Annotated in this window: 21 protein-coding genes; 12 read left to right on the top strand and 9 right to left on the bottom strand. The window is 69.4% G+C overall.

All coding sequences use genetic code 11. The features are described from left to right. Window positions 1-98: 98 nt before the first annotated feature. Complete coding sequence (locus tag ABZ928_RS15470; protein ID WP_361518429.1) at window positions 99-1,025, top strand: DUF3027 domain-containing protein; 927 nt, start codon at window positions 99-101, stop codon at window positions 1,023-1,025. Between the two features lie 32 nt (window positions 1,026-1,057). Here ABZ928_RS15470 and ABZ928_RS15465 read toward each other — a convergent pair whose 3' ends face one another. Continuing rightward, complete coding sequence (locus ABZ928_RS15465; RefSeq protein WP_361518427.1) at window positions 1,058-1,741, bottom strand: SDR family NAD(P)-dependent oxidoreductase; 684 nt, start codon at window positions 1,739-1,741, stop codon at window positions 1,058-1,060. Between the two features lie 268 nt (window positions 1,742-2,009). On the opposite strand from ABZ928_RS15465, the gene ABZ928_RS15460 reads away from it, so the two are divergent. From ABZ928_RS15460 to ABZ928_RS15445, 4 genes are all read left to right on the top strand, one after another. Next, window positions 2,010-5,165 carry a molecular chaperone Hsp90 gene (locus ABZ928_RS15460; RefSeq protein WP_361518425.1) on the top strand — a complete coding sequence of 1,052 codons (3,156 nt, stop codon included), beginning with the start codon at window positions 2,010-2,012 and terminating at the stop codon, window positions 5,163-5,165. Window positions 5,166-5,322: 157 nt separating this feature from the next. Beyond that, window positions 5,323-6,102 (top strand): calcium-binding protein, encoded by a 780-nt coding sequence (locus ABZ928_RS15455; RefSeq protein WP_361518424.1) that lies wholly within the window; start codon window positions 5,323-5,325, stop codon window positions 6,100-6,102. A 40-nt stretch (window positions 6,103-6,142) separates the two neighbouring features. Beyond that, window positions 6,143-7,066, top strand: coding sequence for a hypothetical protein (locus ABZ928_RS15450; protein ID WP_361518422.1), 924 nt, complete (start codon window positions 6,143-6,145; stop codon window positions 7,064-7,066). A gap of 245 nt (window positions 7,067-7,311) precedes the next feature. Further along, window positions 7,312-8,118 carry a hypothetical protein gene (locus ABZ928_RS15445; RefSeq protein ID WP_361518420.1) on the top strand — a complete coding sequence of 269 codons (807 nt, stop codon included), beginning with the start codon at window positions 7,312-7,314 and terminating at the stop codon, window positions 8,116-8,118. A gap of 18 nt (window positions 8,119-8,136) precedes the next feature. Here ABZ928_RS15445 and ABZ928_RS15440 read toward each other — a convergent pair whose 3' ends face one another. Together ABZ928_RS15440 and ABZ928_RS15435 are read right to left on the bottom strand one after the other, a co-directional pair. Next, window positions 8,137-10,533, bottom strand: a complete 2,397-nt coding sequence (locus tag ABZ928_RS15440) for a cation-translocating P-type ATPase (protein WP_361518419.1) — start codon at window positions 10,531-10,533, stop codon at window positions 8,137-8,139. Between the two features lie 106 nt (window positions 10,534-10,639). Beyond that, the gene (locus ABZ928_RS15435; protein WP_361518418.1) at window positions 10,640-10,930 is read right to left on the bottom strand and encodes a DUF2530 domain-containing protein; all 291 of its coding nucleotides are present in this window, start codon (window positions 10,928-10,930) and stop codon (window positions 10,640-10,642) included. Between the two features lie 113 nt (window positions 10,931-11,043). Between ABZ928_RS15435 and ABZ928_RS15430 the strand changes: the two genes are divergently transcribed. Beyond that, window positions 11,044-12,495: an NCS2 family permease gene (locus ABZ928_RS15430; protein ID WP_361518416.1), complete on the top strand. Its 1,452-nt coding sequence runs from the start codon at window positions 11,044-11,046 to the stop codon at window positions 12,493-12,495. A gap of 3 nt (window positions 12,496-12,498) precedes the next feature. On the opposite strand, the gene ABZ928_RS15425 is transcribed toward ABZ928_RS15430, so the two are convergent. Continuing rightward, the gene (locus tag ABZ928_RS15425) at window positions 12,499-12,687 is read right to left on the bottom strand and encodes a ribbon-helix-helix protein, CopG family (RefSeq protein ID WP_361518414.1); all 189 of its coding nucleotides are present in this window, start codon (window positions 12,685-12,687) and stop codon (window positions 12,499-12,501) included. 145 nt (window positions 12,688-12,832) lie between these two features. On the opposite strand from ABZ928_RS15425, the gene ABZ928_RS15420 reads away from it, so the two are divergent. Then, the gene (locus ABZ928_RS15420) at window positions 12,833-13,270 is read left to right on the top strand and encodes a MarR family transcriptional regulator (protein ID WP_109496818.1); all 438 of its coding nucleotides are present in this window, start codon (window positions 12,833-12,835) and stop codon (window positions 13,268-13,270) included. 31 nt (window positions 13,271-13,301) lie between these two features. Continuing rightward, the gene (locus ABZ928_RS15415) at window positions 13,302-14,684 is read left to right on the top strand and encodes an MFS transporter (RefSeq protein WP_361518413.1); all 1,383 of its coding nucleotides are present in this window, start codon (window positions 13,302-13,304) and stop codon (window positions 14,682-14,684) included. A gap of 40 nt (window positions 14,685-14,724) precedes the next feature. On the opposite strand, the gene ABZ928_RS15410 is transcribed toward ABZ928_RS15415, so the two are convergent. Beyond that, window positions 14,725-15,243 (bottom strand): GNAT family N-acetyltransferase, encoded by a 519-nt coding sequence (locus ABZ928_RS15410; RefSeq protein WP_361518412.1) that lies wholly within the window; start codon window positions 15,241-15,243, stop codon window positions 14,725-14,727. A gap of 26 nt (window positions 15,244-15,269) precedes the next feature. On the opposite strand from ABZ928_RS15410, the gene thpR reads away from it, so the two are divergent. Next, window positions 15,270-15,842 carry an RNA 2',3'-cyclic phosphodiesterase gene (thpR, locus tag ABZ928_RS15405; protein ID WP_361518410.1) on the top strand — a complete coding sequence of 191 codons (573 nt, stop codon included), beginning with the start codon at window positions 15,270-15,272 and terminating at the stop codon, window positions 15,840-15,842. Window positions 15,843-16,016: 174 nt separating this feature from the next. Here thpR and ABZ928_RS15400 read toward each other — a convergent pair whose 3' ends face one another. Next, window positions 16,017-17,009: an aldo/keto reductase gene (locus tag ABZ928_RS15400; RefSeq protein WP_361518408.1), complete on the bottom strand. Its 993-nt coding sequence runs from the start codon at window positions 17,007-17,009 to the stop codon at window positions 16,017-16,019. A 151-nt stretch (window positions 17,010-17,160) separates the two neighbouring features. Between ABZ928_RS15400 and ABZ928_RS15395 the strand changes: the two genes are divergently transcribed. Further along, window positions 17,161-18,090 (top strand): nuclear transport factor 2 family protein, encoded by a 930-nt coding sequence (locus ABZ928_RS15395; protein WP_361518406.1) that lies wholly within the window; start codon window positions 17,161-17,163, stop codon window positions 18,088-18,090. On the opposite strand, the gene ABZ928_RS15390 is transcribed toward ABZ928_RS15395, so the two are convergent. Together ABZ928_RS15390 and ABZ928_RS15385 are read right to left on the bottom strand one after the other, a co-directional pair. After that, window positions 18,087-18,266 (bottom strand): DUF397 domain-containing protein, encoded by a 180-nt coding sequence (locus ABZ928_RS15390; RefSeq protein WP_361518404.1) that lies wholly within the window; start codon window positions 18,264-18,266, stop codon window positions 18,087-18,089. The genes ABZ928_RS15395 and ABZ928_RS15390 overlap by 4 nt on opposite strands. Beyond that, on the bottom strand, window positions 18,263-19,033 hold the full coding sequence (locus ABZ928_RS15385) for a helix-turn-helix transcriptional regulator (protein WP_361518402.1): 771 nt from the start codon (window positions 19,031-19,033) through the stop codon (window positions 18,263-18,265). The genes ABZ928_RS15390 and ABZ928_RS15385 overlap by 4 nt, the downstream gene beginning before the upstream one ends. 122 nt (window positions 19,034-19,155) lie before the next feature. Here ABZ928_RS15385 and ABZ928_RS15380 point away from each other — a divergent pair, with 122 nt between their 5' ends. Further along, the gene (locus ABZ928_RS15380) at window positions 19,156-19,575 is read left to right on the top strand and encodes a hypothetical protein (RefSeq protein ID WP_361518400.1); all 420 of its coding nucleotides are present in this window, start codon (window positions 19,156-19,158) and stop codon (window positions 19,573-19,575) included. A gap of 114 nt (window positions 19,576-19,689) precedes the next feature. Continuing rightward, window positions 19,690-22,173 (top strand): DUF6185 family protein, encoded by a 2,484-nt coding sequence (locus ABZ928_RS15375; RefSeq protein ID WP_361518399.1) that lies wholly within the window; start codon window positions 19,690-19,692, stop codon window positions 22,171-22,173. A gap of 574 nt (window positions 22,174-22,747) precedes the next feature. Here ABZ928_RS15375 and ABZ928_RS15370 read toward each other — a convergent pair. Beyond that, window positions 22,748-23,137 carry a VOC family protein gene (locus tag ABZ928_RS15370; protein ID WP_361518397.1) on the bottom strand — a complete coding sequence of 130 codons (390 nt, stop codon included), beginning with the start codon at window positions 23,135-23,137 and terminating at the stop codon, window positions 22,748-22,750. Between the last annotated feature and the right edge of the window lie 2 nt (window positions 23,138-23,139).

Below are 23,139 nucleotides of genomic sequence, written 5' to 3'. Positions count from 1 at the left end.
GGCGCGGACGTCGACGCGGTCCCCGGGTCCGCTCCGTCCGCCACCCTCGCCCCCGGCGTACGCACCTACAGTGACGGCGTAGGAGAGAAGCGATACCTGTGAGCGCAGCGAGCACGCGAAGCCGCACCACCGACCGCCTGTGCGCCGAGGCCGTCGACCTCGCCCGCGCCGCAGCCGAGGAGGCGGCGGCGCCAGGCGTCGTCGGCGAGCACGCGGGCCTGGAATCCGAGGGCGACCGGGTCGTCACGCACTTCTTCGAGTGCAAGGAGCTCGGCTACCGGGGCTGGCGCTGGGCCGTGACCGTGGCGCGGGCGTCCAGGGCGAAGATCGTCACCCTCGACGAGGTCGTCCTCCTGCCCGGCCCCGACGCGCTCCTCGCCCCCGAATGGGTCCCGTGGAGCGAACGCCTGCGCCCCGGAGACATGGGCCCGGGTGACCTCCTCCCCACCGACGCCGAGGACCTCCGCCTGGAGCCCGGCTACACCGGCGAGGACGAGCCGGTCCCGAACTCCGCCGTCTCCGAGGAGATGGCCGAGCTGGTGGAGGCGGAGGACGCGGACGTCACGCCCGGCAGCCCGGCCCAGCTCCCCGTGGTCCCGACCCGCGGCTCGATCGCCTCGGTCGCCGAGGAACTCGGTATGCGCCGCGCCCGCGTCCTCTCCCGCTACGGCCTCCACACCGCCGCCGACCGCTGGGACGAATCCTTCGGCGCCAAGACCCCCATGGCCCAGGCGGCGCCCGCCACCTGCGTCAGCTGCGGCTTCCTCCAGCCCATCGGCGGCTCCCTCGGCCAGGCCTTCGGCGTCTGCGCCAACGAGTTCGCCCCGGCGGACGGCCGCGTGGTGTCCCTCGCGTACGGCTGCGGCGGCCACTCCGAGGCCGCGATCATGCCCAAGCCCCCGCGTCCGGCTCCGCCGGTGATCGACGAGACGAAGGTCGACCCGTTCCCGCTGCGCCCGGCGGCGGACTCGGGGTCGGTACCGGAGGTCTCCGACGAGGCCGCGGCGGAGTTGGGGCACTCGTAGGGGGTTCCTCGTGGACCGGGGGCGCTTGTGGGTCACCTTTCGGGGAGAGGCTGCTCCAGCACCGCGTACGTCTCGGTGGCCGCGCGGTGCAGTTCCCACAGGCGGTCGGCCACGGTGTCCGGTTCGTGGGTCCGCCCCTCGCCCACCGCGCCGACGACGACCAGGTGGGCCACGTGGAGCGGCGTGCCGTCGAGGGCTCGGGCCAGCAGCGCGGCGTACGCCTGCTGCGCCGATCCGACGACCGTGCTGGCCGCCCGCTCGGGGTTCGGATGGGCCACGGCACCGCCGGTGACGAACAGCAGCGTGCCGCGACCGGCCTCGCGCATGGCGGGCAGCACGGCCTGTACGGCGGCTGCGGCGCCGACGACATTCAGCGCCAGCGCCCGCTCCAGCTCGGCGGCGCCGGTCTCCAGCACCGGCTTGATCAGGCCGACGTCGGGCAGCGGGCTGAAGCACAGCACCTCCGCCGGTCCCTGCCGCTCGGCGAGCATCGCCAGGGCGCGCGCGAGATCGGCGGGATCACTCGCGTCGGCCGGGTAGGACTCCGTGGGGATGCCCTCCGCGATCAGGTCCAGGGTGAGCCCGGCGAGCCGGACGGGGTCGCGGGCGACGAGCCCCACGGGATGCCCGGCGCGGGCGAAACGCCGTGCGACGGACGCGCCGACACCGGGCCCGGCGCCGACGATGTGTACCGGCCCGGGAGGTGTGCTGGTCATGGCCGCTTCCTCGATTCCCTTGGTGTGGGGCCGCTTGATGTCGGGCGCGTTGAGCGTGCCCCGGCGGCGAGTGGCCGTGCCTTCGGTCGTCGACCGGCTGGTCCTGGTACCGAGCAAGGATCGTCGCTTTCAGCACAGGCCGTCCAGATCGGGGTGTACGAGAGCCTCAGCGTCAACGGCCTGTCGGCTCCCCCGTCGCACGCGTCCTGAGTGACACGCTCCGTTTGGCAGGCGGTACCTTCGTCGGACGCAGACGAGGAGAGTCAACGTGAGCAAGTTCGTGCGGCCCGCAGCAGAGGGTGCCGACCCGTTCGGGACCGCCCGTCTCCGGCGGGGCGTGCTCGACGCCTGGGCGACCAGCCCCGCGCGGTTCCGTGAGGACGCCAATGCCGAGGAGGATCTGGTCCTCGGTGGGTACCGGGACCGGCTCGTCGTCGAGCTCGCTCAGAATGCCGCCGACGCCGCCGCCAGGGCCGGGGTGCCCGGGCGGCTCCGGCTCACTCTGCGGGACGGGGTCCTCGTCGCCGCCAACACCGGCGCCCCTCTCGACGCGGCCGGTGTCGAGTCGCTCTCCACCCTCCGGGCCTCCGCCAAGCGGGACACCGCTTCCGGTGCTCCCTCCGTCGGCCGGTTCGGCGTCGGGTTCGCCGCCGTCCTCGCTGTCACCGATGAGCCCGCCGTCGTGGGGCGGCACGGTGGTGTGCGGTGGTCTCTTGCCGAGGCGCGCGATCACGCCTCCGACACCGCCCGGCACAGTCCGGGGCTGGGCGATGAGATTCGGCGGCGTGACGGGCATGTCCCGCTCCTTCGCCTTCCCTTCGCCGCCGAGGGCACCGCCCCCGACCCCTACGACACGGCCGTCATCCTGCCCCTGCGGGACACCGCCGCCACCGATCTCGCCGAGCGGCTCCTCGACGCCGTCGACGACGCGCTGCTCCTCGCCCTTCCCGGGCTGGAGGAGGTCGTCATCGAGACGCCCGGCGGGGACGCCCGCACGCTGCGCCGCCGGACCGACGGCGTCTTCACCGTCGTAGAGGATTCCCGGGAGGGCATCACGCGGTGGCGGGTCGCCGGGGCGCACGGGGCGCTCAGCGCCGATCTCCTCGCCGACCGGCCTGTCGAGGAGCGGCTGCGGCCGTACTGGTCCGTCACCTGGGCCGTGCCCGCCCGCTCCGACGGTTCGCCCGACCGGCCCCGTACCAGCCCCGTCCTGCACGCCCCCACCCCCAGCGACGAGCCGCTCGGGGTGCCCGCGCTGCTCATCGCGTCCTTCCCCCTCGACCCCAGCCGCCGGCACGCCGCGCCCGGACCGCTCACCGACTTCCTCGTGCAGCGCGCGGCCGACGCGTACACCGAACTCCTCGCCGGGTGGCGGCCGGTGTCCACCGGGCTCATCGATCTCGTGCCCGGCCCGCTCGGCAAGGGCGAACTCGACGGCACCCTGCGCCAGGCGATCCTCGAACGGCTGCCCAGGACCGCCTTCCTGCCGCCCGCCCTGGAACCCGGCAGCCACGGCACTGACGGCACCGACGACGACACTGATGACCTGCCCGAGGCGCTCCGCCCCCGCGAAGCCGAGGTCGTGGAGGGCGCCGGCGCCGACACCGTGCGGGTTCTCGCCGAGGTGCTGCCCACTCTTCTGCCCGCCGGACTCGAACGGCGTGTCGAGCTGCGCACGCTCGGGGTCGCCCGCGTTCCCCTCACCGATGCCATCGACCGGCTGGCCGGGCTGGAGAAGGAGCCGGACTGGTGGCGGCGGCTGTACGACAGCCTCGCCGGGGTCGATCCCGACCGGTTGTCCGGGCTTCCCGTGCCGCTCGCCGACGGGCGGACGACCATCGGGCCCCGGCAGGTCCTGCTGCCCGGCGCCGACAGTGCCGCCATCGACCCGGAGACCCTCGCCCGGCTCGGCCTCAAGGTCGCCCACCCGGACGCCGCGCACCCCCTCCTGGAGAAGCTCGGCGCGCTGCCCGCCTCGCCGCGCGCGGTGCTGACCACCCCGCAGGTGCGGGCCGCCGTGGCCGCGTCCCTGGACGACGACGGCGGCCTGGACTGGGAGCAGGAGACCCCCGACGCCGAGGAGCTGGCCGACACGGTCCTCGCCCTCGTCCGGGACGCCGGCCTGGAGCCCGGCGACGAGCCCTGGCTGGGCGCGCTCGCCCTGCCCGACGAGGACGGCGAACTCGCCCCCGCCGGTGAACTCGTGCTGCCCGGAAGCCCGTTCGCTCAGATCATGCGGGAGGGCGAACTGGCCGCTGTGGATGCCGAGTTGGCGGAGCGGTGGGGCGAGCAGCCGCTCGCCGCGTGCGGTGTCCTCGCCAACTTCGCGCTCGTACGGGCCACCGATGTCGTCCTCGACCCGGACGAACTCGAGCCCAGGGAAGGGGACTTCGCCGAGCCCGACGACGCGGGTCTCCTGGACGCCGTGGACGTGTGGAGCGAGGACGTCCTCGACCGCTTCCCCGACTCTCCGGTGCCGCCCGTCGCCACGGAACTGGTCGCCGTACGCGATCTCGACCTGGTGGACGAGGAGTGCTGGCCCCAGGCCCTCGCCCTGCTCGCCCAGCCGCCCCTGCGGGACGCCCTCACCCAGCCCGTACGGATCCTGCTGCCCGACGGCACGCATGAGGTCGTACGGCCTTACACCGCTTGGTGGTTGAGGGGGCACCCGGTGCTGGACGGCCGGCGCCCGGCAGGGCTGCTGGCCGCCGGGGGTGATCCGCTCCTGCGCGGGCTGTACGACGAGGCCGACGCCACCGGGTTCGACGACGAGCAGGTGCTGCGGGCGCTCGGCGTACGGACGTCCGTCGCCGCGCTGCTGGACGAGCCGGGCGGGGCGGCGGAGCTCCTTGACCGTCTCGCCGACCCGGAGCGTGAGGTCACCGGGGCCCAACTGCACGCCCTCTACGGTGCGTTGGCCGAACTGGATCCCGAGCAGGTGACCCTCCCCGACGAGCTGCGGGCCGTCGTGGACGGGCGGGTCGAGGTCGTGGACGCCGCCGACGCGGTGGTCGTCGACTCGCCCGACCTGCTGCCCTTCACGGCGGGCGTCCCGCTGCTGCCGGTACGCCCGGCGCGGGCCGCCGAGCTCGCGGAGCTGTTCCAGGTGCGGCGGCTGAGCGAGTCGGTGACCGGGTCGGTGGACTCCGAGGGCGCCGAACACGACGTACCGGAGTCGGTACGGATCCTGCTGGGCGCGCTGACCCCCGCCACGTACGTCGAGCACGAGGAGCTCTTCGTCGACGGCGTGGAACTGGACTGGCGGCTCACCAGCGACGGCATCCTGCACGCCTCGACCCTGGAGGGTGTCGCCGCGGGGCTGGCATGGGCGGCGGGGCAGTGGCCGCGGCGGTTCGAGGTGGCGGCGCTGCTGGAGGATCCGTCGCGGACGGCGGAGCTGGCTCGGGACCGCTGGTTCGACTGACAGCTCGCACAAATCTTTCACCAGCCGTACAACCATTCGCATGCGTCACGAATCTGATCACGTGAGTCAACAGACTCCCTGATCAACTAGGGCCCCGGCGTGCCGGCACCACCGTGGGGGACGACCACCGTCGGGGCCCCTCTCACGTGGGGAACGCATGCGCATTCGAGCCATCGGGGCTGCTGTCACCGGAGCCCTGGCCCTTTCCGCCTTCGCCATTCCGGCTGCCCACGCCGATGAGGTCGTAGGCGACACCGCGATTTCCAACATCGTGGTGAACGGCGGCAAGCCGGTCGTCCTGAGCGCGACGGGCACGAAGACCATCACCGTCACCTTCACCGTGAAGGACGCGTCGGGCGTCGACTACGCCGAGGCGATCCTCTACCACGGTGCGGACATCGACTCGTCCGACACCGGCGCCCTGGCCAACAGCAGCGACTACCACGCGACCTGCACCGACACGTCGGCGACGAGCGCCAACTGCAAGGCGACCTACACCCTCGACCAGGGCTCCACCGTGCTCAACAAGCACGCCGGCACCTGGAACATCTGGGCCATCGCCGCGGGCAACGACTCCGACTACGTCATCAAGGAGCACGCCAAGAGCTTCAAGGTCCAGCGCCTGTCGAAGCTCACGGTCAACGCCGCGCCGGAGCCGGTGAAGAAGGGCAAGACCATCACGGTCACCGGCAAGCTGTCCCGCGCCAACTGGGACGCCGGCACGTACTCCGGCTACGCGAGCCAGCCGGTGAAGCTGCAGTTCCGCAAGAAGGGCTCCAGCACCTACACGACGGTCAAGACGATCAAGACCACGTCGACCGGCGCCCTGAAGACCACCGTCACCGCCTCGGCGGACGGCTACTACCGCTACAGCTTCGCGGGCACCTCGACCACCCCGGCGGTCAACGCCACGGGTGACTACATCGACGTGCAGTAAGCAGCGGCTCTCTCACTTCGTTTCTCACCCGAGGAAACCCATGCGTATTCGCGCCACCGTGGCCGCCGTCTCCGGCGCCCTGGCCCTCTCCGCCCTGGCCGTGCCGGCCGCGCAGGCCGACAGCTCGTACAGCAAGAGCGACCTCGTCGAGGCCGCGCAGGCCGCGCGTCAGGCCGCCGACGGCAAGTCAGCCTACGCCGCCGCGGAAGACGGGGTGCCCTACACGCTGGACCTGTCCTTCTCCAACGTGAAGGTCAACAAGGGCAAGCCGATCGTCGCGGGCATCGCCAAGCAGGTGACCGTGCCGGTGACGTACACCGTCACGCACGCCGAGGACATCGACCTCAACGCCTCGGACTTCCTGTTCGACGTCGAGATCTACCGCGGCACCTACGACGAGCCGGTCAACATCCTGTGGGGCGACGAGTTCCCGACCTGCACCGAGGTCTCGGCGACCGTCGACAGCTGCAAGGGCACCATCGACGTCTACCCGGCCGAAGAGCTGGAGAACGCCGACGCCACCACCTGGAAGGCGATCGGCTACGCGATCGACTTCAACGACCAGGACCTGTCGAACCCCGACACCATCGACTGGAGCAAGGTCGGCTACGTCGACCAGGACGCGCTGACCACCACCAAGCTCCAGCGCTACTCCAAGCTGGCGGTCAACGCCTCCCCGGAGCCGGTGAAGAAGGGCAAGACCATCACGGTCACCGGCAAGCTGACGCGCGCCAACTGGGAGACCCACAAGTACGCGGGCTACACGGGCCAGTCGGTGAAGCTGCAGTTCCGTAAGAAGGGCTCCACCACCTACACCACCGTCAAGACCATCAAGACGAACTCGACGGGCAACCTCAGCACCACCGTCAAGGCCGCCTCCGACGGTTACTTCCGCTACAGCTTCGCGGGCACCTCGACCACCCCGGCCGTCAGCGCCGCGGGTGACTTCGTCGACGTGAAGTAAGCATCGACGTGAAGTAAGCGACGTAGGCCGTACGACGTCCAGGCCGGTCCCGGGAGCCATCCGGGGCCGGTCTTCGCGTTTCGTCATGGGGAACCCATGGGATGCCATACGGCGATCAAGGGCCCCGCATGTAACGACAAAGTCGGCAAAATCCCTGCCCGCTCCTACAACTCACCCCAGCCGCCACGGATCTGATCCCGTGAGTCAACAGACTCCTAGATCACTTCTCCCCCTGGGGAACGCACATGCGCAACAGAGCCACTCTGGCCGCCGTCTCCGCCGTGACCGGCGCCCTGGCCCTCACCGCCCTCGCCGTCCCGACGGCACAGGCCGCCACCGCCGGGCCAGCCGTCACCTTCTCCGCGCTCAAGGTGAACAGCGGCAAGAACATCGTGGTCGGCACCACGACCCAGGTCACGGTCACCGCGACGTACACCGTGACCAAGCCCGCGAGCCTCGCCGCGAGCTCCTTCGAGACCGGGCCCGTCCTCTACCGTGGCGACACGCTCGGCGTGAACTCCGAGGACATGCTCCTCGGCGACGACCCCGGCACCTGCACGGCGTCCTCCTCGACGGTCCTGAAGTGCACCGCGAAGATCGAGTTCCGCCCTGCCTCCAGCTCCGACGACGACCTGGTCAACGCCGAGGCGGGCAGCTGGAAGCTGGGCGCCCTCGCCGCCGGCAAGGACGGCGGACTCACCTGGCAGAGCGGCCTCGGCGCCACCAAGCTCCAGCGCAAGTCCACCCTCACCGCCAACGCCTCCCCGGAGCCGGTGAAGAAGGGCAAGACGATCACCGTCACGGGCAAGCTGTCCCGCGCCAACTGGGACACCAACAAGTACGCCGGCTACGCGAGCCAGTACGTGAAGCTCCAGTTCCGCAAGGCGGGCACCAGCACGTACACCACGGTCAAGACCGTCAAGACCAGCTCGACGGGCACCCTGAGCACGACGGTCACGGCTTCGGCGGACGGCTACTACCGCTACAGCTTCGCGGGCACGACGACGACACCTGCGGTGAGCGCGGCGGGCGACTACATAGACGTCCAGTAAGCAGTAACTCCCCTGCTCTTATGCGGGCACGCGGCGGTCGACCCACTTCCACGTCACCTCCAGGGCGGCCGCCGCCACCACCGAGATCCCCACCGCGATCCACGGCATCGTCACCCCCACCAGCTTCAGCGCGAAGAAGTCCTGAAGCCAGGGCACCACCAGCACCAGCAGGAACCCCGCGCCCATGGACGCCACCAGCACCACCCGCCACCACGTGTACGGACGGGCGATGATGGCCAGCACCCACATCGAGATCAGGAACAGGGTCAGGGTCGCCACGCTCGTCTCCGCATCCAACGAGCCCTTCCCCGTGTAGTAGTGACGGGCGATCAGGTACGTCACGAAGGTCGCCACCCCCGCCACCAGCCCGCCCGGGATCGAGTACCGCATCACCCGCCGTACGAAGTGGGGCTGGGCCCGCTCCTTGTTGGGCGCGAGGGCGAGGAAGAAGGCCGGGACGCCGATCGTCAGGGTCGAGAGCAGGGTCAAGTGCCTTGGCAGGAACGGGTATTCCACCTGCCAGCACACCACCAGCACCGCCAGCAGTACCGAGTACACCGTCTTGACCAGGAACAGCGTCGCCACCCGCGTGATGTTCCCGATGACCCGGCGGCCCTCCGCCACCACGTCCGGCAGTGTGGCGAAGCTGTTGTTCAGCAGCACGATCTGCGCCACCGCGCGCGTGGCCTCCGAACCCGAGCCCATCGAGACGCCGATGTCCGCGTCCTTGAGGGCTAGTACGTCGTTCACGCCGTCGCCGGTCATCGCGACCGTGTGCCCGTGGGACTGCAACGCCCCCACCATGTCCCGCTTCTGCTGCGGGGTGACCCGCCCGAACACCGTGCCCTCGTCGAGCGCCGAGGCCATGCCCTCCTTGTCGGCGGGCAGGGCGCGCGCGTCGACCGTCGCCCCGGCGAGGCCCAGTTTGGCGGCCACCGCCCCCACCGACACCGCGTTGTCCCCGGAGATGACCTTGGCCCGGACGTCCTGATCGGCGAAGTACCGCAGGGTGTCGGCGGCGTCGGGGCGGAGCCGCTGTTCGAGGACCACCAGCGCCGATGCGGTGGCCCCGGCGGCGACCTCGGGGTCGTCCAGTTCCCGGGCCGCGCGTGCCAACAGCAGTACCCGCAGCCCCTGTTCGTTCAGCCGTTCCGTTTCCGCGAGCGCCGGGTCGTCGGCGCCCAGCAGGACGTCCGGCGCCCCCAGCAGCCACGTACTCGACTCCCCGTTGCCCTCGCTGAAGGACGCCCCGCTGTATTTGCGGGCGGAGGAAAAGGGGAGCGACTCGGTGCAGCGCCAGTCCTCGGCGTCCGGGTAGGCGTCGATGATGGCCTGGAGTGAGGCGTTCGGGCGGGGGTCCGATTCGCCCAACGCGCCCAGCACCTTGCGTACGTACGTCTCGTCGCTGCCGTTGAGCGGGCGCAGCTCCGTGACGTCCATGCCGCCCTCGGTCAGGGTGCCCGTCTTGTCGAGGCAGACCGTGTCGATGCGGGCGAGGCCCTCGATGGCCGGCAGCTCCTGGACGAGGCACTGTTTTCGGCCAAGCCGGATGACCCCTATCGCGAAGGCGACCGATGTCAGGAGGACGAGGCCTTCCGGGACCATCGGGACGATGCCGCCGACCGTGCGGGCGATGGATTCCTTGAGGTCGTTGCTCTTGACGACGAGCTGGGTGATGACCAGGCCGGTCGCGGCCGGGATCATCATCCAGGTCACGTACTTGAGGATCGTGGAGATGCCGGAGCGCAGCTCGGAGTGGACGAGGGTGAAGCGGGAGGCCTCCTCGGCGAGCTGGGCGGCGTACGCCTCGCGGCCCACCTTGGTCGCCCGGAAGGCGCCGCCGCCCGCGACCACGAAGCTGCCGGACATGACCTGGTCGCCGGGTTGTTTGACCACCGGGTCGGCCTCACCGGTGAGCAGGGACTCGTCGATCTCCAGGCCGTCGGCCTCGACGCACACCCCGTCGACCACGGCCTTGTCGCCGGGTCCGATCTCGATGAGGTCGTCCAGCACGATGTCGGAGGTGCTGACCTCCTGGGCCACGCCGTCCCGCCGTACCGTCGGCCTGGCCTCGCCGATCACCGCGAGGGAGTCGAGGGTCTTCTTGGCCCGCCACTCCTGGATGATGCCGATCCCGGTGTTGGCGATGATCACGTACCCGAACAGGCTGTCCTGGAAGGGCGCGACAAACAGCATGATCAGCCAGAGCAGGCCGATGATCGCGTTGAAGCGGGTGAAGACGTTCGCCCGGACGATGTCGCCCATCGACCGGCTGCTGCGCACCGGGACGTCGTTGACCTGCCCGTTCGCGATCCGCTCGGCCACCTCGGCGGCGGAGAGCCCGGTCGCGGCGGCGGCCGGGACGGGAACGGGGTGCACAGGATCGAGTTCGGCGCCCGCGTCGATGTGCGTCATGCGTTCGACGGTACGTGCGGATTTACGGCTTCACCCGCCGAGTGGGCGGAAGTTCCGACCTGGGGAGGAGGGGCGGTCGGACGGAGTGGTGCTGAGGTTGTAGGGCCTACTGCGTTTCCCGTAGGGCATCGGCACCGGCATCGGCACCGGCACTCGTGGCGGCCCTCTTGATGGCGGCGTCACGGCGGCGGACGTAATAGATACCGATGAGGCCGAGCCCCGCGCCGGCGAGGCAGGTCCACACCCACCACGCGTGGCCGCGGTCGTCGAACCAGCCGTAGAAGGGGAGCTGGACCAGGAAGAGGACGAACCAGAGGATCGTGCCGCCAATGATGGTCGGCACGATGGGCCCCTCCAGGGGCTCCGGTGCCTCGTGCTTCGGGGTCCACTTCGCCATGGGGCACAGCTTACGAGGTGGTCACTTCTACGCGCGGAGATAGCCATCGTCCGATTTATATGTTCATACTGAAACGGTTTGCGTCTGACCACTTCTGTTCGTAGGAACCGCCAATGTCCACCTCGGCACCCGCCAAGGCCCCCGCTCCTCAGCAGCCGGGCGGCGCCTCCGCTCTCGGCGCCCTCGACCGCTACTTCAGGATCTCGGAGCGGGGCAGCACGCTCCCCCGGGAGATCCGCGGCGGTTTCGCCACCTTCTTCGCGATGGCCTACATCATCGTGCTGAACCCGATCATCCTCGGCAGCGCGAAGGACATGTACGGCCACCAGCTGGACAACGGTCAGCTGGTCACCGCGACCTGTGTGACGGCGGCGTTCACCACCCTGCTGATGGGCGTCATCGGCAACGTCCCGATCGCCCTCGCCGCCGGTCTCGGCGTGAACTCGGTCGTCGCCCTCCAGCTCGCGCCCCGCATGTCCTGGCCGGACGCCATGGGCATGGTGGTCCTGGCCGGCTTCATCGTGATGCTGCTGGTCGCCACGGGCCTGCGCGAGCGCGTGATGAACGCGGTCCCCTTCGGTCTCCGCAAGGCGATCAGCATCGGTATCGGCCTGTTCATCATGCTGATCGGCCTGGTCGACTCCGGCTTCGTCTCCCGTATCCCGGACGTCGCCCAGACCACCGTCCCGCTCCAGCTCGGCGGCGACGGCCACCTCAACGGCTGGCCGGTCCTCGTCTTCATCCTGGGCGCCCTGCTCACCCTCGCCCTCATCGTCCGCAAGGTCTCCGGCGCGATCCTCATCTCGATCGTCACCATGACCGTCGTGGCGATGATCATCGAGGCCGTCGCCACGATCCCGTCCTGGGGCCTTACGACGCCCAAGTGGCCCGGCAACCCGGTCGCCAGCCCCGACTTCGGCCTGCTCGGCAAGGTCAGCCTCTTCGGCGGCTTCGACAAGGTCGGCGTACTGACCGGCGTCCTCTTCGTCTTCACGGTCCTGCTGTCGTGCTTCTTCGACGCGATGGGCACGATCATGGGCGTCTCCGACGAGGCCAAGCTGACCGACGCCCAGGGCCAGATGCCCGGCATCAACAAGGTCCTCTTCGTCGACGGCCTCGCGGTCGCCGCGGGCGGCGCCAGCTCCTCGTCGGCGACGACCGCCTTCGTCGAGTCCACGGCCGGTGTCGGCGAGGGCGCGCGCACCGGCTTCGCGAACCTCGTCACCGGCGGCCTCTTCGCCGTGGCGCTGTTCCTCACGCCGATTGCCACGATGGTCCCGTCCCAGGCCGCCACCCCGGCGCTGCTCGCGGTGGGCTTCCTGATCCTGGCGGGCAACGTCAAGGAGATCGACTGGGCGGACTACACGATCGCCGTCCCGGCCTTCGTGACGATGGTGATGATGCCGTTCACCTACTCCATCACCAACGGCATCGGCATGGGCTTCATCACCTTCGTGGTGCTGCGCCTGGCGGCCGGGCGGGGCAAGGAGATCCCCGCCGCGATGTACGTCGTGTCCGCCGTGTTCGCCTTCTACTACCTGATGCCGGCACTCGGACTCACGTGATGATCACGTGACGCCGTAGAACTTCTCTGTCTCCTCGACGGCGGTCTTGAACCGCTCGTCGAAGTCATCGCGGATGAGCGTTCGGACCACATAGTCCTGGACGCTCATTCCCCTTTTCGCCGCATGGTCCCGGAGCCGTTCGAGCAGCTCCCCGTCTATCCGCAGGCTGAGCACGCTGGTCCCCATGAACACGAGGGTCCGGGTCGCGGAGGGACGGCGTTCACTTTCCGCTGTCGACTCACCCGTACGAGTGACGTTGTCGTTTCAGTGGCCCGTGTCACGGGAATCACCGCGCGCCACAGCTTGTTTAGCGAGAGTAATGAGTTACGCTAAAGAGATGCCGGACCTTACCCATGGCGACGACGCTGCCGCCGTGAACTCCCTACGCTCCGCCGTGATGCGACTGTCCCGACGGCTCAAGCACCAGCGGGTCGACGAGTCGCTGAGCCCCACCGAGATGTCGGTCCTGGGCACCCTCTCCATCTGCGGCAAGGCCACCCCGGGCGAACTCGCCCGCAAGGAGCACGTCCAGCCGCCCTCGATGACCCGCATCGTCGCGCTGCTGGAGGCCAAGGGACTGGTCCGCCTGGAGCCGCACCCCGAGGACCGGCGCCAGAAGGTCGTCACGAAGACGGAACAGGCCGAGGCGATGCTCGCCGAGAGCCGCGCCAAGCGCAACGCCTTCCTGGCCACCCTGGTCGACGGCCTGGACGAGGACGAGTGGGCGAAACTGCGCGCCGCCGCCCCCGTGCTGGAGAAGCTCGCACATCTGTAAAACAGCAGTTGCCGCAAGGAGGCGAACCCCTTTGAGTACGGGATCCGGAGCAGACTCCGCCCCCGCACCGACCGCCACTACCCTGAAGGACTCGTCGAAGTCCTCGAAGTCCCCTAAGTCCTCGAAGTCCTCGAAGTCCTCGATGTTCAGCTCCCTGAAGAGCCGGAACTACCGGCTCTTCTTCGCCGGCCAGGTCGTCTCCAACATCGGCACCTGGATGCAGCGGATCGCCCAGGACTGGCTGGTCCTCAGCCTCACCGGCTCCGCGACCGCCGTCGGCGTCACGACGGCCCTCCAGTTCCTGCCGATGCTGCTCTTCGGCCTCTACGGCGGTGTCCTGGTAGACCGCCTCCCCAAGCGCCGCACGCTGCTCTTCACCCAGTCCTCGATGGCCCTCACCGGCATCGCGCTCGCGGCCCTGACCCTCACCGGCCACGTCGAGGTCTGGCACGTCTACCTCGCCGCCTTCGCCGTAGGCCTCGCGACCGTCATCGACAACCCCGCCCGCCAGACCTTCGTCTCCGAGATGGTCGGCCCCGACCAGCTCCAGAACGCGGTCAGCCTGAACTCCGCGAACTTCCAGTCGGCCCGCCTGGTCGGCCCGGCGGTCGCGGGCCTGATGATCACCGGCGTGGGCACGGGCTGGGCGTTCCTCTTCAACGGCCTGTCCTTCGTCGCGCCCATCGCGGGCCTGCTGATGATGCGGTCGCGCGACCTGCACGTGGTCGAGCGCGCACCGCGCGGCAAGGGCCAGCTGCGGGAGGGCCTGCACTACGTCGCCGGCCGCCCGGACCTGATCTGGACGATCGTCCTGGTCGGCTTCGTGTCGACGTTCGGCTTCAACTTCCCGGTGTACCTGTCGGCCTTCGCCGACGACGTCTTCCACGCGGGCGCGGGCTCCTACAGCCTCTTCAACACCTTGATGGCGGTCGGCTCCCTGGCCGGCGCCCTGCTCGCCGCCCGGCGCGGCACCGCCCGGATGCGGGTCCTGGTCGCGGGCGCGGTGGCCTTCGGCACGCTGGAGATAGTGGCCTCGCTGGCCCCGTCCCTGTGGCTGTTCGCCCTGCTCATGGTCCCGATCGGCATGTTCGGCATGACCGTCAACGTCACCGCCAACAGCAGCGTCCAGCTGGGCACCGACCCGGCCATGCGCGGCCGGGTCATGTCCCTCTACATGATGGTCTTCATGGGCGGCGCCCCGCTGGGCGCCCCGATCGCCGGCTGGATCACGGACGCGTACGGCGTCCGGGCGGGCCTCGCGGTAGGCGGCGCGATCGCCGCCGCGGCGGCCGTGACGGTCGGTCTGGTCCTGGCCCGGGTCGGCAACCTGCGGCTGTCGGTGGGCTGGGACCACGGGCATCCGAGGGTGGGGCTGGTACCGAGGGAACGGGAGCAGCTGGCTACGGCCGCCTGACCTTCCCTCGGCCCGGATGGCCACTGGCCCGGACGGCTGCTCAGACCCTGCGGGCGAGCAGCTGTCCGGGCCATTCGCTGTCCCCGACCGTGAACGCCTCGACCCGGCTGAACCCGTTGCTCTCGTAGTACCGGACGAGCTTGCCGTCGTCCCCGGCGTAACAGTCCACCCGCAGCAGCGAGATCCCCGCCCGCCGCGTCTCCTCGGCGGCGTGCGCGAGGAGCGCGGCCCCGACCCCGTACCCCTTGAAACGGCGGTCGGAGGCGAGCCAGTGGATGTACCGCTCGGGCTCACCGGCGGGGAGATGGGCCAGGTAGGCGCCGGGCGCGTCGGTGAGGCTGACGGTGGCCGCCGGTACGCCGTCCACCTCGGCGATATAGGTGTCGCCCTCGTCCATGTACCGCGTGACCGACTCGACCGTCTTCGGATTCTCGGAGAGCGGCTTCGACCCCCACTGCCCGGTACGCCCCTGCCCGGCCAGCCACTCCACACAGCTGTCGAGCATGCCGAGTATCGCGGGAATGTCGTCGTGGCCGCCGTCTCTGATGGTGATCGCCATGGGGGCCATGGTGGCACGCTGGGGTCATGAGACTCTTCGCCGCGGTACTGCCTCCGGAGGACATCGCCAGTGAACTCGGTTCGGTGGTCGACGAGTTGAGGAGCCTGCCGGGAGCGGAGAGGCTGCGGTGGACGGGGCGGCCGGGGTGGCACTACACGCTCGCGTTTTACGGGGAGGTGGACGACGACGTCGTAGACGAGCTGTCCTCTCGGCTGGAGCGGGCGGCCCGTCGTACCGCTGCCTTTGAGCTCGCGGTGAGCGGGGGCGGGCAGTTCGGGCACGGGCGGGCGCTGTGGGCCGGGGCCTCCGGCGGGGTGGCGGAGTTGCGGCTGCTCGCCGAGCGGGCGGAGGCGGCGGGGCGGAAGGCCGGGGTGGAGATGGGGGAGCACCGGCGGTACAAACCGCATCTGACGCTGGCGCGGAGCCGGGACGCGGTGGATGTGCGGCCCTGTCTGGAGGTGCTGGACGCGTACGCGAGCCGGGCGTGGAGCGTCGGTGAGCTGGCGTTGGTACGGAGCCGGCTGCCGGTGTCCGGGGTGGCGGGGGAGCAGCCTCGGTATGAGGTGGTCGGCCGCTGGGCACTGGGTGGGGCCGGTTAGGCTCGGGGTGTGGACCCGAAGACCCGTAACCGGATCATGGCTGTTGTGCTGGTGCTGATGTTTGTTGTGGTGGCGCTGGCGTCGGCGCTTGGTAGGTAGCTTGGTAAGCAGGGGGATAGGTAAGGGGATAGGTAAGGGGAACTGAAGAACTGAAGACAGTTCCCCTTACGGGTATTACCAGGCAAATGCCTCCGGCGACGGGCCCGGCCCCGGGAAGATCTCGTCCAGGCCGGTCAGCAGTTCTTCGCTCAGCTCCAGTTCCGTGGCCCTGATCGCCGACTCCAGCTGTTCGGCCGTACGCGGGCCGACGATGGGGCCGGTGACACCGGGGCGGGTGAGGAGCCAGGCCAGGGCGGCCTCGCCGGGTTCGATGCCGTGCTTGTCGAGGAGATCCTCGTACGACTGGATCTGGGCACGGGTGGTGGGGTCGTTGAGGGAGTCGGCGGCTCGGCCGGAGGCCCGGCGTCCGCCCTCCACCTGCTTCTTGATGATGCCGCCGAGCAGGCCGCCGTGCAGCGGGGACCACGGGATGACTCCGAGGCCGTACTCCTGTGCGGCCGGGATGACCTCCATCTCGGCGCGGCGCTCGGCGAGGTTGTAGAGGCACTGCTCGCTGACGAGCCCGATGGTGCCGGAGCGGCGGGCGGCGATCTCGTTGGCCTGGGCGATCTTGTACCCCGGGAAGTTGCTGGACCCGACGTAGAGGATCTTGCCCTGCTGGACGAGTACGTCGATCGCCTGCCAGATCTCCTCGAAGGGGGTGGCGCGGTCGACGTGGTGGAACTGGTAGATGTCGATGTAGTCGGTCTGTAGCCGCTTGAGGGAGGCGTCCACGGCCCGCCGGATGTTGAGGGCGGACAGCTTGTCGTGGTTGGGCCAGGCGGCGCCGTCGCCGGCCATGTTGCCGTACACCTTCGTGGCGAGGACGGTCGCGTCGCGGTGAGCGGGGCTCTTCGCGAACCAGTTGCCGATGATCTCCTCGGTTCGGCCCTTGTTCTCACCCCAGCCGTACACATTGGCGGTGTCGAAGTAGTTAATTCCCGCGTTCAGCGCCGCGTCCATGATCGCGTGGCTGTCCGCCTCGTTCGTCTGCGGTCCGAAGTTCATGGTCCCGAGGACCAGCCGGCTGACCTTGAGTCCCGTACGTCCGAGCTGCGTGTACTCCATGGGCTCTTAGCCAACGCCGTGGAGTGCGCTCTAGGCAAGGGTGGTTGGGGGGTTGGGGTGCTCTGGCTGATCTTGAGGGTTGACGCTAACTGAGGGTTAGTGCTTTCCTGTGGAAAGTTGCGCTTGAAGTTTCAATATTTAGGAGAGCCCTGTGTCCCCCACCACTCCTGCTCGCCCTGTCCGCAAGGCGGTTGTCGCCCTCGTGGCCTCCGTCGCCGTGCTGGGCGCGGCCGCCGTACCGGCCGTCGCGGCGCCGGGTACGGCATCCGTCACGCGCGCCGATCACGCCCGCCTCGGCTACCAGAAGGCCGTCGTCGAACGCGTCCTCAAGGGCGTCTTCGAGCGCGGCGACACCGAGGTCGTGGACCGTTTCGTACGGCCGGACTACATCCAGCACAACCCGTTCGCGCCGGACGGGGCGGAGACGCTGAAGAACCTCGGCGTCTCACTGCACCAGCAGTTCCCCGACGCCAAGTACGACATCAAGCGGGTGCTCTCCGAGGGCGACCTCGTCCTGGTGCACTCGAACGTCGTCCTGACGCCGGGCGCGCGGGGCTCCGCTGTCTTCGACATCTTCCGGTTCCAGGGCGGGAAGATCGCCGAGCACTGGGATGTCGGGCAGACGGTTCCGGAGTCGTCCGTGAACGGCAACGACATGTTCTCGACGGTGAGTTGGCCGCGGACGGAGCAGCCGGGGCCGGGCTTTCTCACCGCGTACAACAAGAAGCTGGTGACGGCCGCGTTCGACCAACTGCTGGTGCAGAAGGACCTGTCGGCGATCGACCGGTACTGGGGCCCCGAGTACGACCAGCACAACCCGAACATCCCGAATGGCGTGGCGGGTGTGAAGTCAGGCCTGGGCGCGTTCTTCAAGCAGTTCCCGCAACTGAAGGTCACGCCGAAGCGGGTCATCGCCGAGGGTGATCTGGTCGCCGTCCACAGCCACTACGTGAACGCGCCGGGGGAGCGGGGGCAGGCGATCGTGGATCTGTTCCGGGTGCGGGGCGGGAAGATCGTGGAGCACTGGGATGTGATCCAGGATGTGCCGGAGAGTTCGGCGAACGACAACGGGATGTTCTAGAGGGACTTCAGGAACGTCGACCAGGTGGTAGGGGTGAGGCGGAGGGTTCGGGGCGCCGGGTCCGTGAGGCGCTTGGAGTCGCGGATGTGGATGGTGGTGGGGGTAAGAGCGGCCTCCAGGCATTCGCCCTCGCCGTCGCTGTAGCTGCTCTTGCTCCAGTGGAGGTCCGTGCTCATAGCTCCCGCGCCACCTTCTCGATCAGCGTTGCGGACTCCTCGGGGCTGAGGGCCTGCGCTCGCAGAATGCCATATTTGCCGAACAGGTCTCCTACGTCGGGCTGTTCGCTCACGAAGTAGCCGCCACGGTGGCCCTCGACGTACGCGAGCTGCTGACGATCGGTGGTCTCCAGGAGGCTCATGCGGCCGGCGAGACCGGCGTGGGTCTCCCGGCTGTGCGGCATCACCTGGATCTCGACGTGGCGGAGTTCGCCGATGGCCAGGACGTGGTGCAGCTGCTCCTTGAGAGTGGCTGCGCCGCCCAACGGGCGGGTCAGGACAGCCTCTTCGAGTACGTAGCTGATCGTCGGCGTGGGCTTGCGAGCGAAGAGCTCCTGACGCTTGAGGCGAGCGACGACCCGCTTGTCGATCTCTTCCTCGTCCAGGGTCGGGCATCGGTTGGACGTGAACACCGCGCGTGCGTAGGCCTCGGTCTGGATCGAACCCGGGATCAAGTGGGTCTGGTACACGTGCAGCGCGGCAGCCTTCTTCTCCTCCGCCAGGTAGTCCTCGGTCCACGGACGCAGCCCGGTTCGCCCGAACTCCTTCTCCGCCAACAGCACCAGTGCACCTTGTGCACCGAGCACTTGATCGGCGATCTCCACCAACTGCCCCTTGGGCGATCGCTCGCCGCGCTCCACCATCGCCACCTGCGACTTGGAGTACCCGACGTGCTTGCCGAGGGCCTCCTGGGTCATCCCCGCCCGCTCACGGAAGAACCTCAACATGGCCCCGAACGTCTCCGACCCGCGATCACCCGAGTGCACAACCGCCTCCCCAAGTGCACAGCCCTGCACCACCCTTGAGTGGCCCTGGTCGCAGTATGTGAGCGCACGGAACGATTTGCGTCATGAACGAGAGAATCGACGCCCCCTGGATCCCGACCTGGATCCCCGACACTGGCCACGCCCTACGCCACGCCGGCATCCACTTCGACGCCGTACGCATGAGGGAACCCCTGGCCGAACGCGTCGCCTCAGAGCTGATGCAGTGCACCGACTTCGACGCGGGCCCCATCGTCACCGAGGCGACAGGCGACCGGAACATGTACTTCCTGTTGCCCCCGCAAACCGCCACGTCCTTCCCCTGGCCACCGGGGGTGCGAGCCCTGACACGGAGTGACCGAAGCCTGGCGTACGTGGGCGTGCCCGCGCTGACCGGGATGACGTGGCCGCTGGGGTGGCGGTCGGTGCCGTCGGCCGAAGTCCCTTTCGTGTCAGGGGCGTTGCTATGGGAGGTGGTGGGGAGTATGACCGAATCCGTGAGGTGATGGGTCGGTCGGGGGGCGGGCTTGTTGAGGGGTCGGGCTTGGGCGGCGGTCGTTCTGGCGGCCGTGTGCGTTATCGGTGGGGCGGGAACGGCTCGTGCGGATGACGCGGACCCCGTGTGCGATATCGGGGGGCTTGTCGACGCGCGGGTCTCCACCAGCATCCAACTCGTCCATGACGACCGTACGTACACGGAGATCGTCACCAAGTTGACCGTCGATGTGCCCGGCGACTGGTACTTCGCCGACGCTCTGCTCCTCAGTCGGCACAGCGGTTCCTACACCAGCGCGATGGCCTGCCTCACGCGGCAGGGAACCGGTTGGCAGGAGCCGTCTCGGTGGTGGGAATGGCGGCCCGGTGAACCGGTGGTGACGGCGAAGAAGGGCGGTCACGTCGAGGTCGTCTACGAGGCCCACTCCTGGGTCAGCCAGTACGGCAAGAGCCTCGACGTGGGGATCTGGCGGATCTGGGCCGGTGCCGAGACCTGGTCCCTGACCCTCCGGCCGCCGCCTGCGCTGGACGCCGCTCACTGGGACAGCGTCACGGTGGATCCGGGTGCACTCGGGGCCGAGTACGCCGTGCCGTGGCCGGCGGAGAAGGAGAAGGAGAAGGGCACCTCCACGCTGGTGTGGCGGCCCGAGCGTTCCGAGAACCCCGCCCAGCCGTGGCCTCCCGCCGTGACTGTCACCGTCAGGCCGTCGTGGCAGCGACTGTGGGCCGCTCAGAACGAGCGGCTGGCTGCCGAGGGCATCAGTTGGGCCGGAGGAGTGCTGTGGACGGTGGTCACGTCCATCCTGCTGGTGTGGGCGGCGGCTCGCTATCGCTCTCGTAGCCGCACACCGGATCCGGTCCTGCGGAACCTGGTGTGGTGGGCCATCGTCGCTGTCGTGCTCTCCGCGCTGACCTGTACGAACGATCTGCTCCGCAAGTACTACGAGCAGCCCGGCAGGGTATGGCAGTTCGCGGATCCGCTGGTTCAGGGACACGCTTTCACGCTGGCCACCGCCGCCCTGTTGCTCGCCTTCGCGAGACCGCCAGCGCCTCTCTGGTGGGCCGGGGGCCCGCTGATGGTCCCGCCCGTGGTGACCATATTTTTGCCCCAGAGCTTCGGCCTGTACCAGTCGCAGGACGACCAGCTGATCACGTCGGATCGCGCGCTCGCGGCCGAGACGACGGCCTCGTGCTGCCTGATGGCCCTGACCGTCCTCGGATTCGTCGCCGTGGCATGGCGGCTCGCTGCCGACGGGAAGCTCATCCCGAAGAGCCGTCGCCGTTTCCTTCCCGGACGACAGCCGAGGGACCGGGAACTGCGGGCGCGGATCGTCGTACCCGCCATCGCCGTGTGGACCGTCACGGTGACTGTCTGCTACGCGCTCACGGAGGAACGCAACTGGCAGCGCGCCTCCTGGCTCAGCGACCGAGGCGACCCCGAGTACGGGATCCGGCATTACGACGACTTCGTCTGGGCGGCGATGAGGGCCGCCTCCGACGGCCCGAAATGGATCCTTGCGTACGCCTGGATTCTCACCGGCATCGCCATGCTCGCCGTACTGCACACCAGGCGGGCCCCGAAGCAATCACCCATGGACGATCCGGCGGACTGCCTGTTGTTCCTGGCGTTCTTTCCGATCGCGGTGTCCATCAGCGAGGAACATCTCGGGAACTCACTCGCCGAAGCCGTCTGGATCGCCGTCTACATGCTGGCCCTGTACCTGGCAGTGGCCTCGTTCCGCGGCCTCGCTGTCCTGGAACAGCGTTTCGAGTATTCCCGGTGGCCCCTCGCCACGGCCGCGGGTACCGCCGCCCGCCGTCAGTTGATGGAGAACTCACGGGTCTACCGGGAGACCCATGCGGAGCTGCGCCGCCTGGATCAGGGGCTGTTCGGCGACAGGCCGCCCGAACGGCAAGCGCTGGAAGACAAGTTAGATGGTCTGCACGAATGGCCCGAGGGCGGCCCGCTGCCGTGCCCCGACAACCTTCCCCCACATGTGTCCGTGGTCGACGCGGCCCTGGCTCTGGGACCGAGGGACAACTGGTGGGACAACGGCATCCGCGGCGTCCGCTGCGCGCTGGTCCCCGGCCTGCTCGCAGCCGTCCTCAGCACCTGGGCGGGATTCGTCCGCGGAGAGGCATGGCGGGACACGCTGCTGGACCTCTTCGGCCTGCCCAGCATGGTGCTCGGTGTTCTCTACTGGATGTCCACCTGGGTCGGTGGCGGCTTCTTCCTGGGGGCGCTGTGGCGGGTACTGCCTGGGCGGCGCGGGGCGGTCAAGGCGATTCCAGTCGCCCTAGCCTTCGCTGTTCCGGTGGCCCTGGAGGCGCTGTTCGGCTGGTTCACCCGGGAAGGCGCCGCCAACCTCGCGCTGCACGTCGTGACGATGCTGTTCGTCCTCACCGTCACCGGCATCGCGCTCGACCTCGACACCTTCCGGGGTGAGCGCCGCTACTGGCAGAGCCGCCTGGGGCTCCTCCTGTCCATCTACCAGATGCGCTACTACTCCTTGCAGGTCGCCTACCTCATCGGCCAGGTCATCGCCGTGATCACGATCTGGCAGTTCTTCGCGGAGCCCGTGGCGACACCACCCGCCGGCGGCAAGTGACTGCCTGCCCGGGGCGGCGGTCGGTGCCGGCGGCTGGGTGCCTTTTGTGGTGGGGGAGTTGCTGTGGGCAGCGGTGGGGCGGGTGGGCGCCTGTTGGGTGCGTTGCCGTTGGGCCACTCGTTTCTTTGTCAGTGTCGTGATTCCGCGACCCGAGTAAAGGGCGCTCCCTGCGGTCGCGTCGGCTGCGCCGATGGCCCTCCGGGCCACCCTTGACACGGCTCGCGGAATCACGGGTGAGAAGCGAGCGAGCGGCCCGGGAGAGCGGGGGGCCCGGGACCGGGGTTGGGGGCGCGGTGGGTGGGGTTGTGGGGCGGGGTTTGGGGGGTGCGCAGACGCGTCTCGCCAGCACGCCGGGTCGGCTTAGCGGCTTGCGGCCGGTGGGTGGGGTGGGGTGGGGACGCCGGTGGGTGGGGGGACGGGGAGCGGGGATGGGTAGGGGAGCAGTAATTGGCAGATCTGTTTCGGTCTGCGGACGGGAAACCGCAGGTGGGCGGGACTGGGAGGGGAACGGATCTGCCAATTACTCCCTTGCGCCCTCCGCTTCCGTACCGCCGCCGCTCCCTCCGCTTCCTGCTCAGCGGCGCTCCTGGACGAGTTTCACTCTGTGGCCCTCTGGGGTGTGGAGCCAGGTGTAGCGGAGGTGGCCGTCCGGTGAGTCGGTCGGGCTCGTCAGGGGCTCGGCGCCTGCGGCGAGTGCTGTCTGGTGCAGGGTGTCGACGTCACTGCACCACAGCACGACCTCCGTGTTTTCGCCGGGGGTTGTGGCGATGCCGAACAGGTCGTTGCCCACGCGGGCTGAGCTGAGGCCGATCCGGAAGCCGGCGGCCTCCACCTCGATCTGGTGCGGCTCGCCGTCGGGCGGGTAGCGGAATTTCTCCGGCATTCCGAGGCTACGGAAGAACGTGGCGCAGCGCTCCACGTCGTCGCACCACAGGTTCACCTGGACAGCCTCGAACGACGCCATGT

This window comes from Streptomyces sp. NPDC046909 (assembly GCF_040644695.1).
Taxonomy (GTDB): Bacteria; Actinomycetota; Actinomycetes; order Streptomycetales; family Streptomycetaceae; genus Streptomyces.
The sequence above is the reverse complement of the archived record's forward strand: the minus strand, read 5'-3'. Positions and strand labels throughout refer to the sequence as shown.

Excerpts from the sequence above, each read along its gene's own strand:
- ABZ928_RS15465 (WP_361518427.1), bottom strand. The coding sequence starts at position 1,741 with ATGACCAGCACACCTCCCGGGCCGGTACACATCGTCGGCGCCGGGCCC.
- ABZ928_RS15455 (WP_361518424.1), top strand. The coding sequence starts at position 5,323 with ATGCGCATTCGAGCCATCGGGGCTGCTGTCACCGGAGCCCTGGCCCTT.
- ABZ928_RS15450 (WP_361518422.1), top strand. The coding sequence starts at position 6,143 with ATGCGTATTCGCGCCACCGTGGCCGCCGTCTCCGGCGCCCTGGCCCTC.
- ABZ928_RS15445 (WP_361518420.1), top strand. The coding sequence starts at position 7,312 with ATGCGCAACAGAGCCACTCTGGCCGCCGTCTCCGCCGTGACCGGCGCC.
- ABZ928_RS15440 (WP_361518419.1), bottom strand. The coding sequence starts at position 10,533 with ATGACGCACATCGACGCGGGCGCCGAACTCGATCCTGTGCACCCCGTT.
- ABZ928_RS15435 (WP_361518418.1), bottom strand. The coding sequence starts at position 10,930 with ATGGCGAAGTGGACCCCGAAGCACGAGGCACCGGAGCCCCTGGAGGGG.
- ABZ928_RS15430 (WP_361518416.1), top strand. The coding sequence starts at position 11,044 with ATGTCCACCTCGGCACCCGCCAAGGCCCCCGCTCCTCAGCAGCCGGGC.
- ABZ928_RS15420 (WP_109496818.1), top strand. The coding sequence starts at position 12,833 with ATGCCGGACCTTACCCATGGCGACGACGCTGCCGCCGTGAACTCCCTA.
- ABZ928_RS15410 (WP_361518412.1), bottom strand. The coding sequence starts at position 15,243 with ATGGCGATCACCATCAGAGACGGCGGCCACGACGACATTCCCGCGATA.
- thpR (WP_361518410.1), top strand. The coding sequence starts at position 15,270 with ATGAGACTCTTCGCCGCGGTACTGCCTCCGGAGGACATCGCCAGTGAA.
- ABZ928_RS15400 (WP_361518408.1), bottom strand. The coding sequence starts at position 17,009 with ATGGAGTACACGCAGCTCGGACGTACGGGACTCAAGGTCAGCCGGCTG.
- ABZ928_RS15390 (WP_361518404.1), bottom strand. The coding sequence starts at position 18,266 with ATGAGCACGGACCTCCACTGGAGCAAGAGCAGCTACAGCGACGGCGAG.
- ABZ928_RS15385 (WP_361518402.1), bottom strand. The coding sequence starts at position 19,033 with ATGTTGAGGTTCTTCCGTGAGCGGGCGGGGATGACCCAGGAGGCCCTC.
- ABZ928_RS15380 (WP_361518400.1), top strand. The coding sequence starts at position 19,156 with ATGAACGAGAGAATCGACGCCCCCTGGATCCCGACCTGGATCCCCGAC.
- ABZ928_RS15370 (WP_361518397.1), bottom strand. The coding sequence starts at position 23,137 with ATGGCGTCGTTCGAGGCTGTCCAGGTGAACCTGTGGTGCGACGACGTG.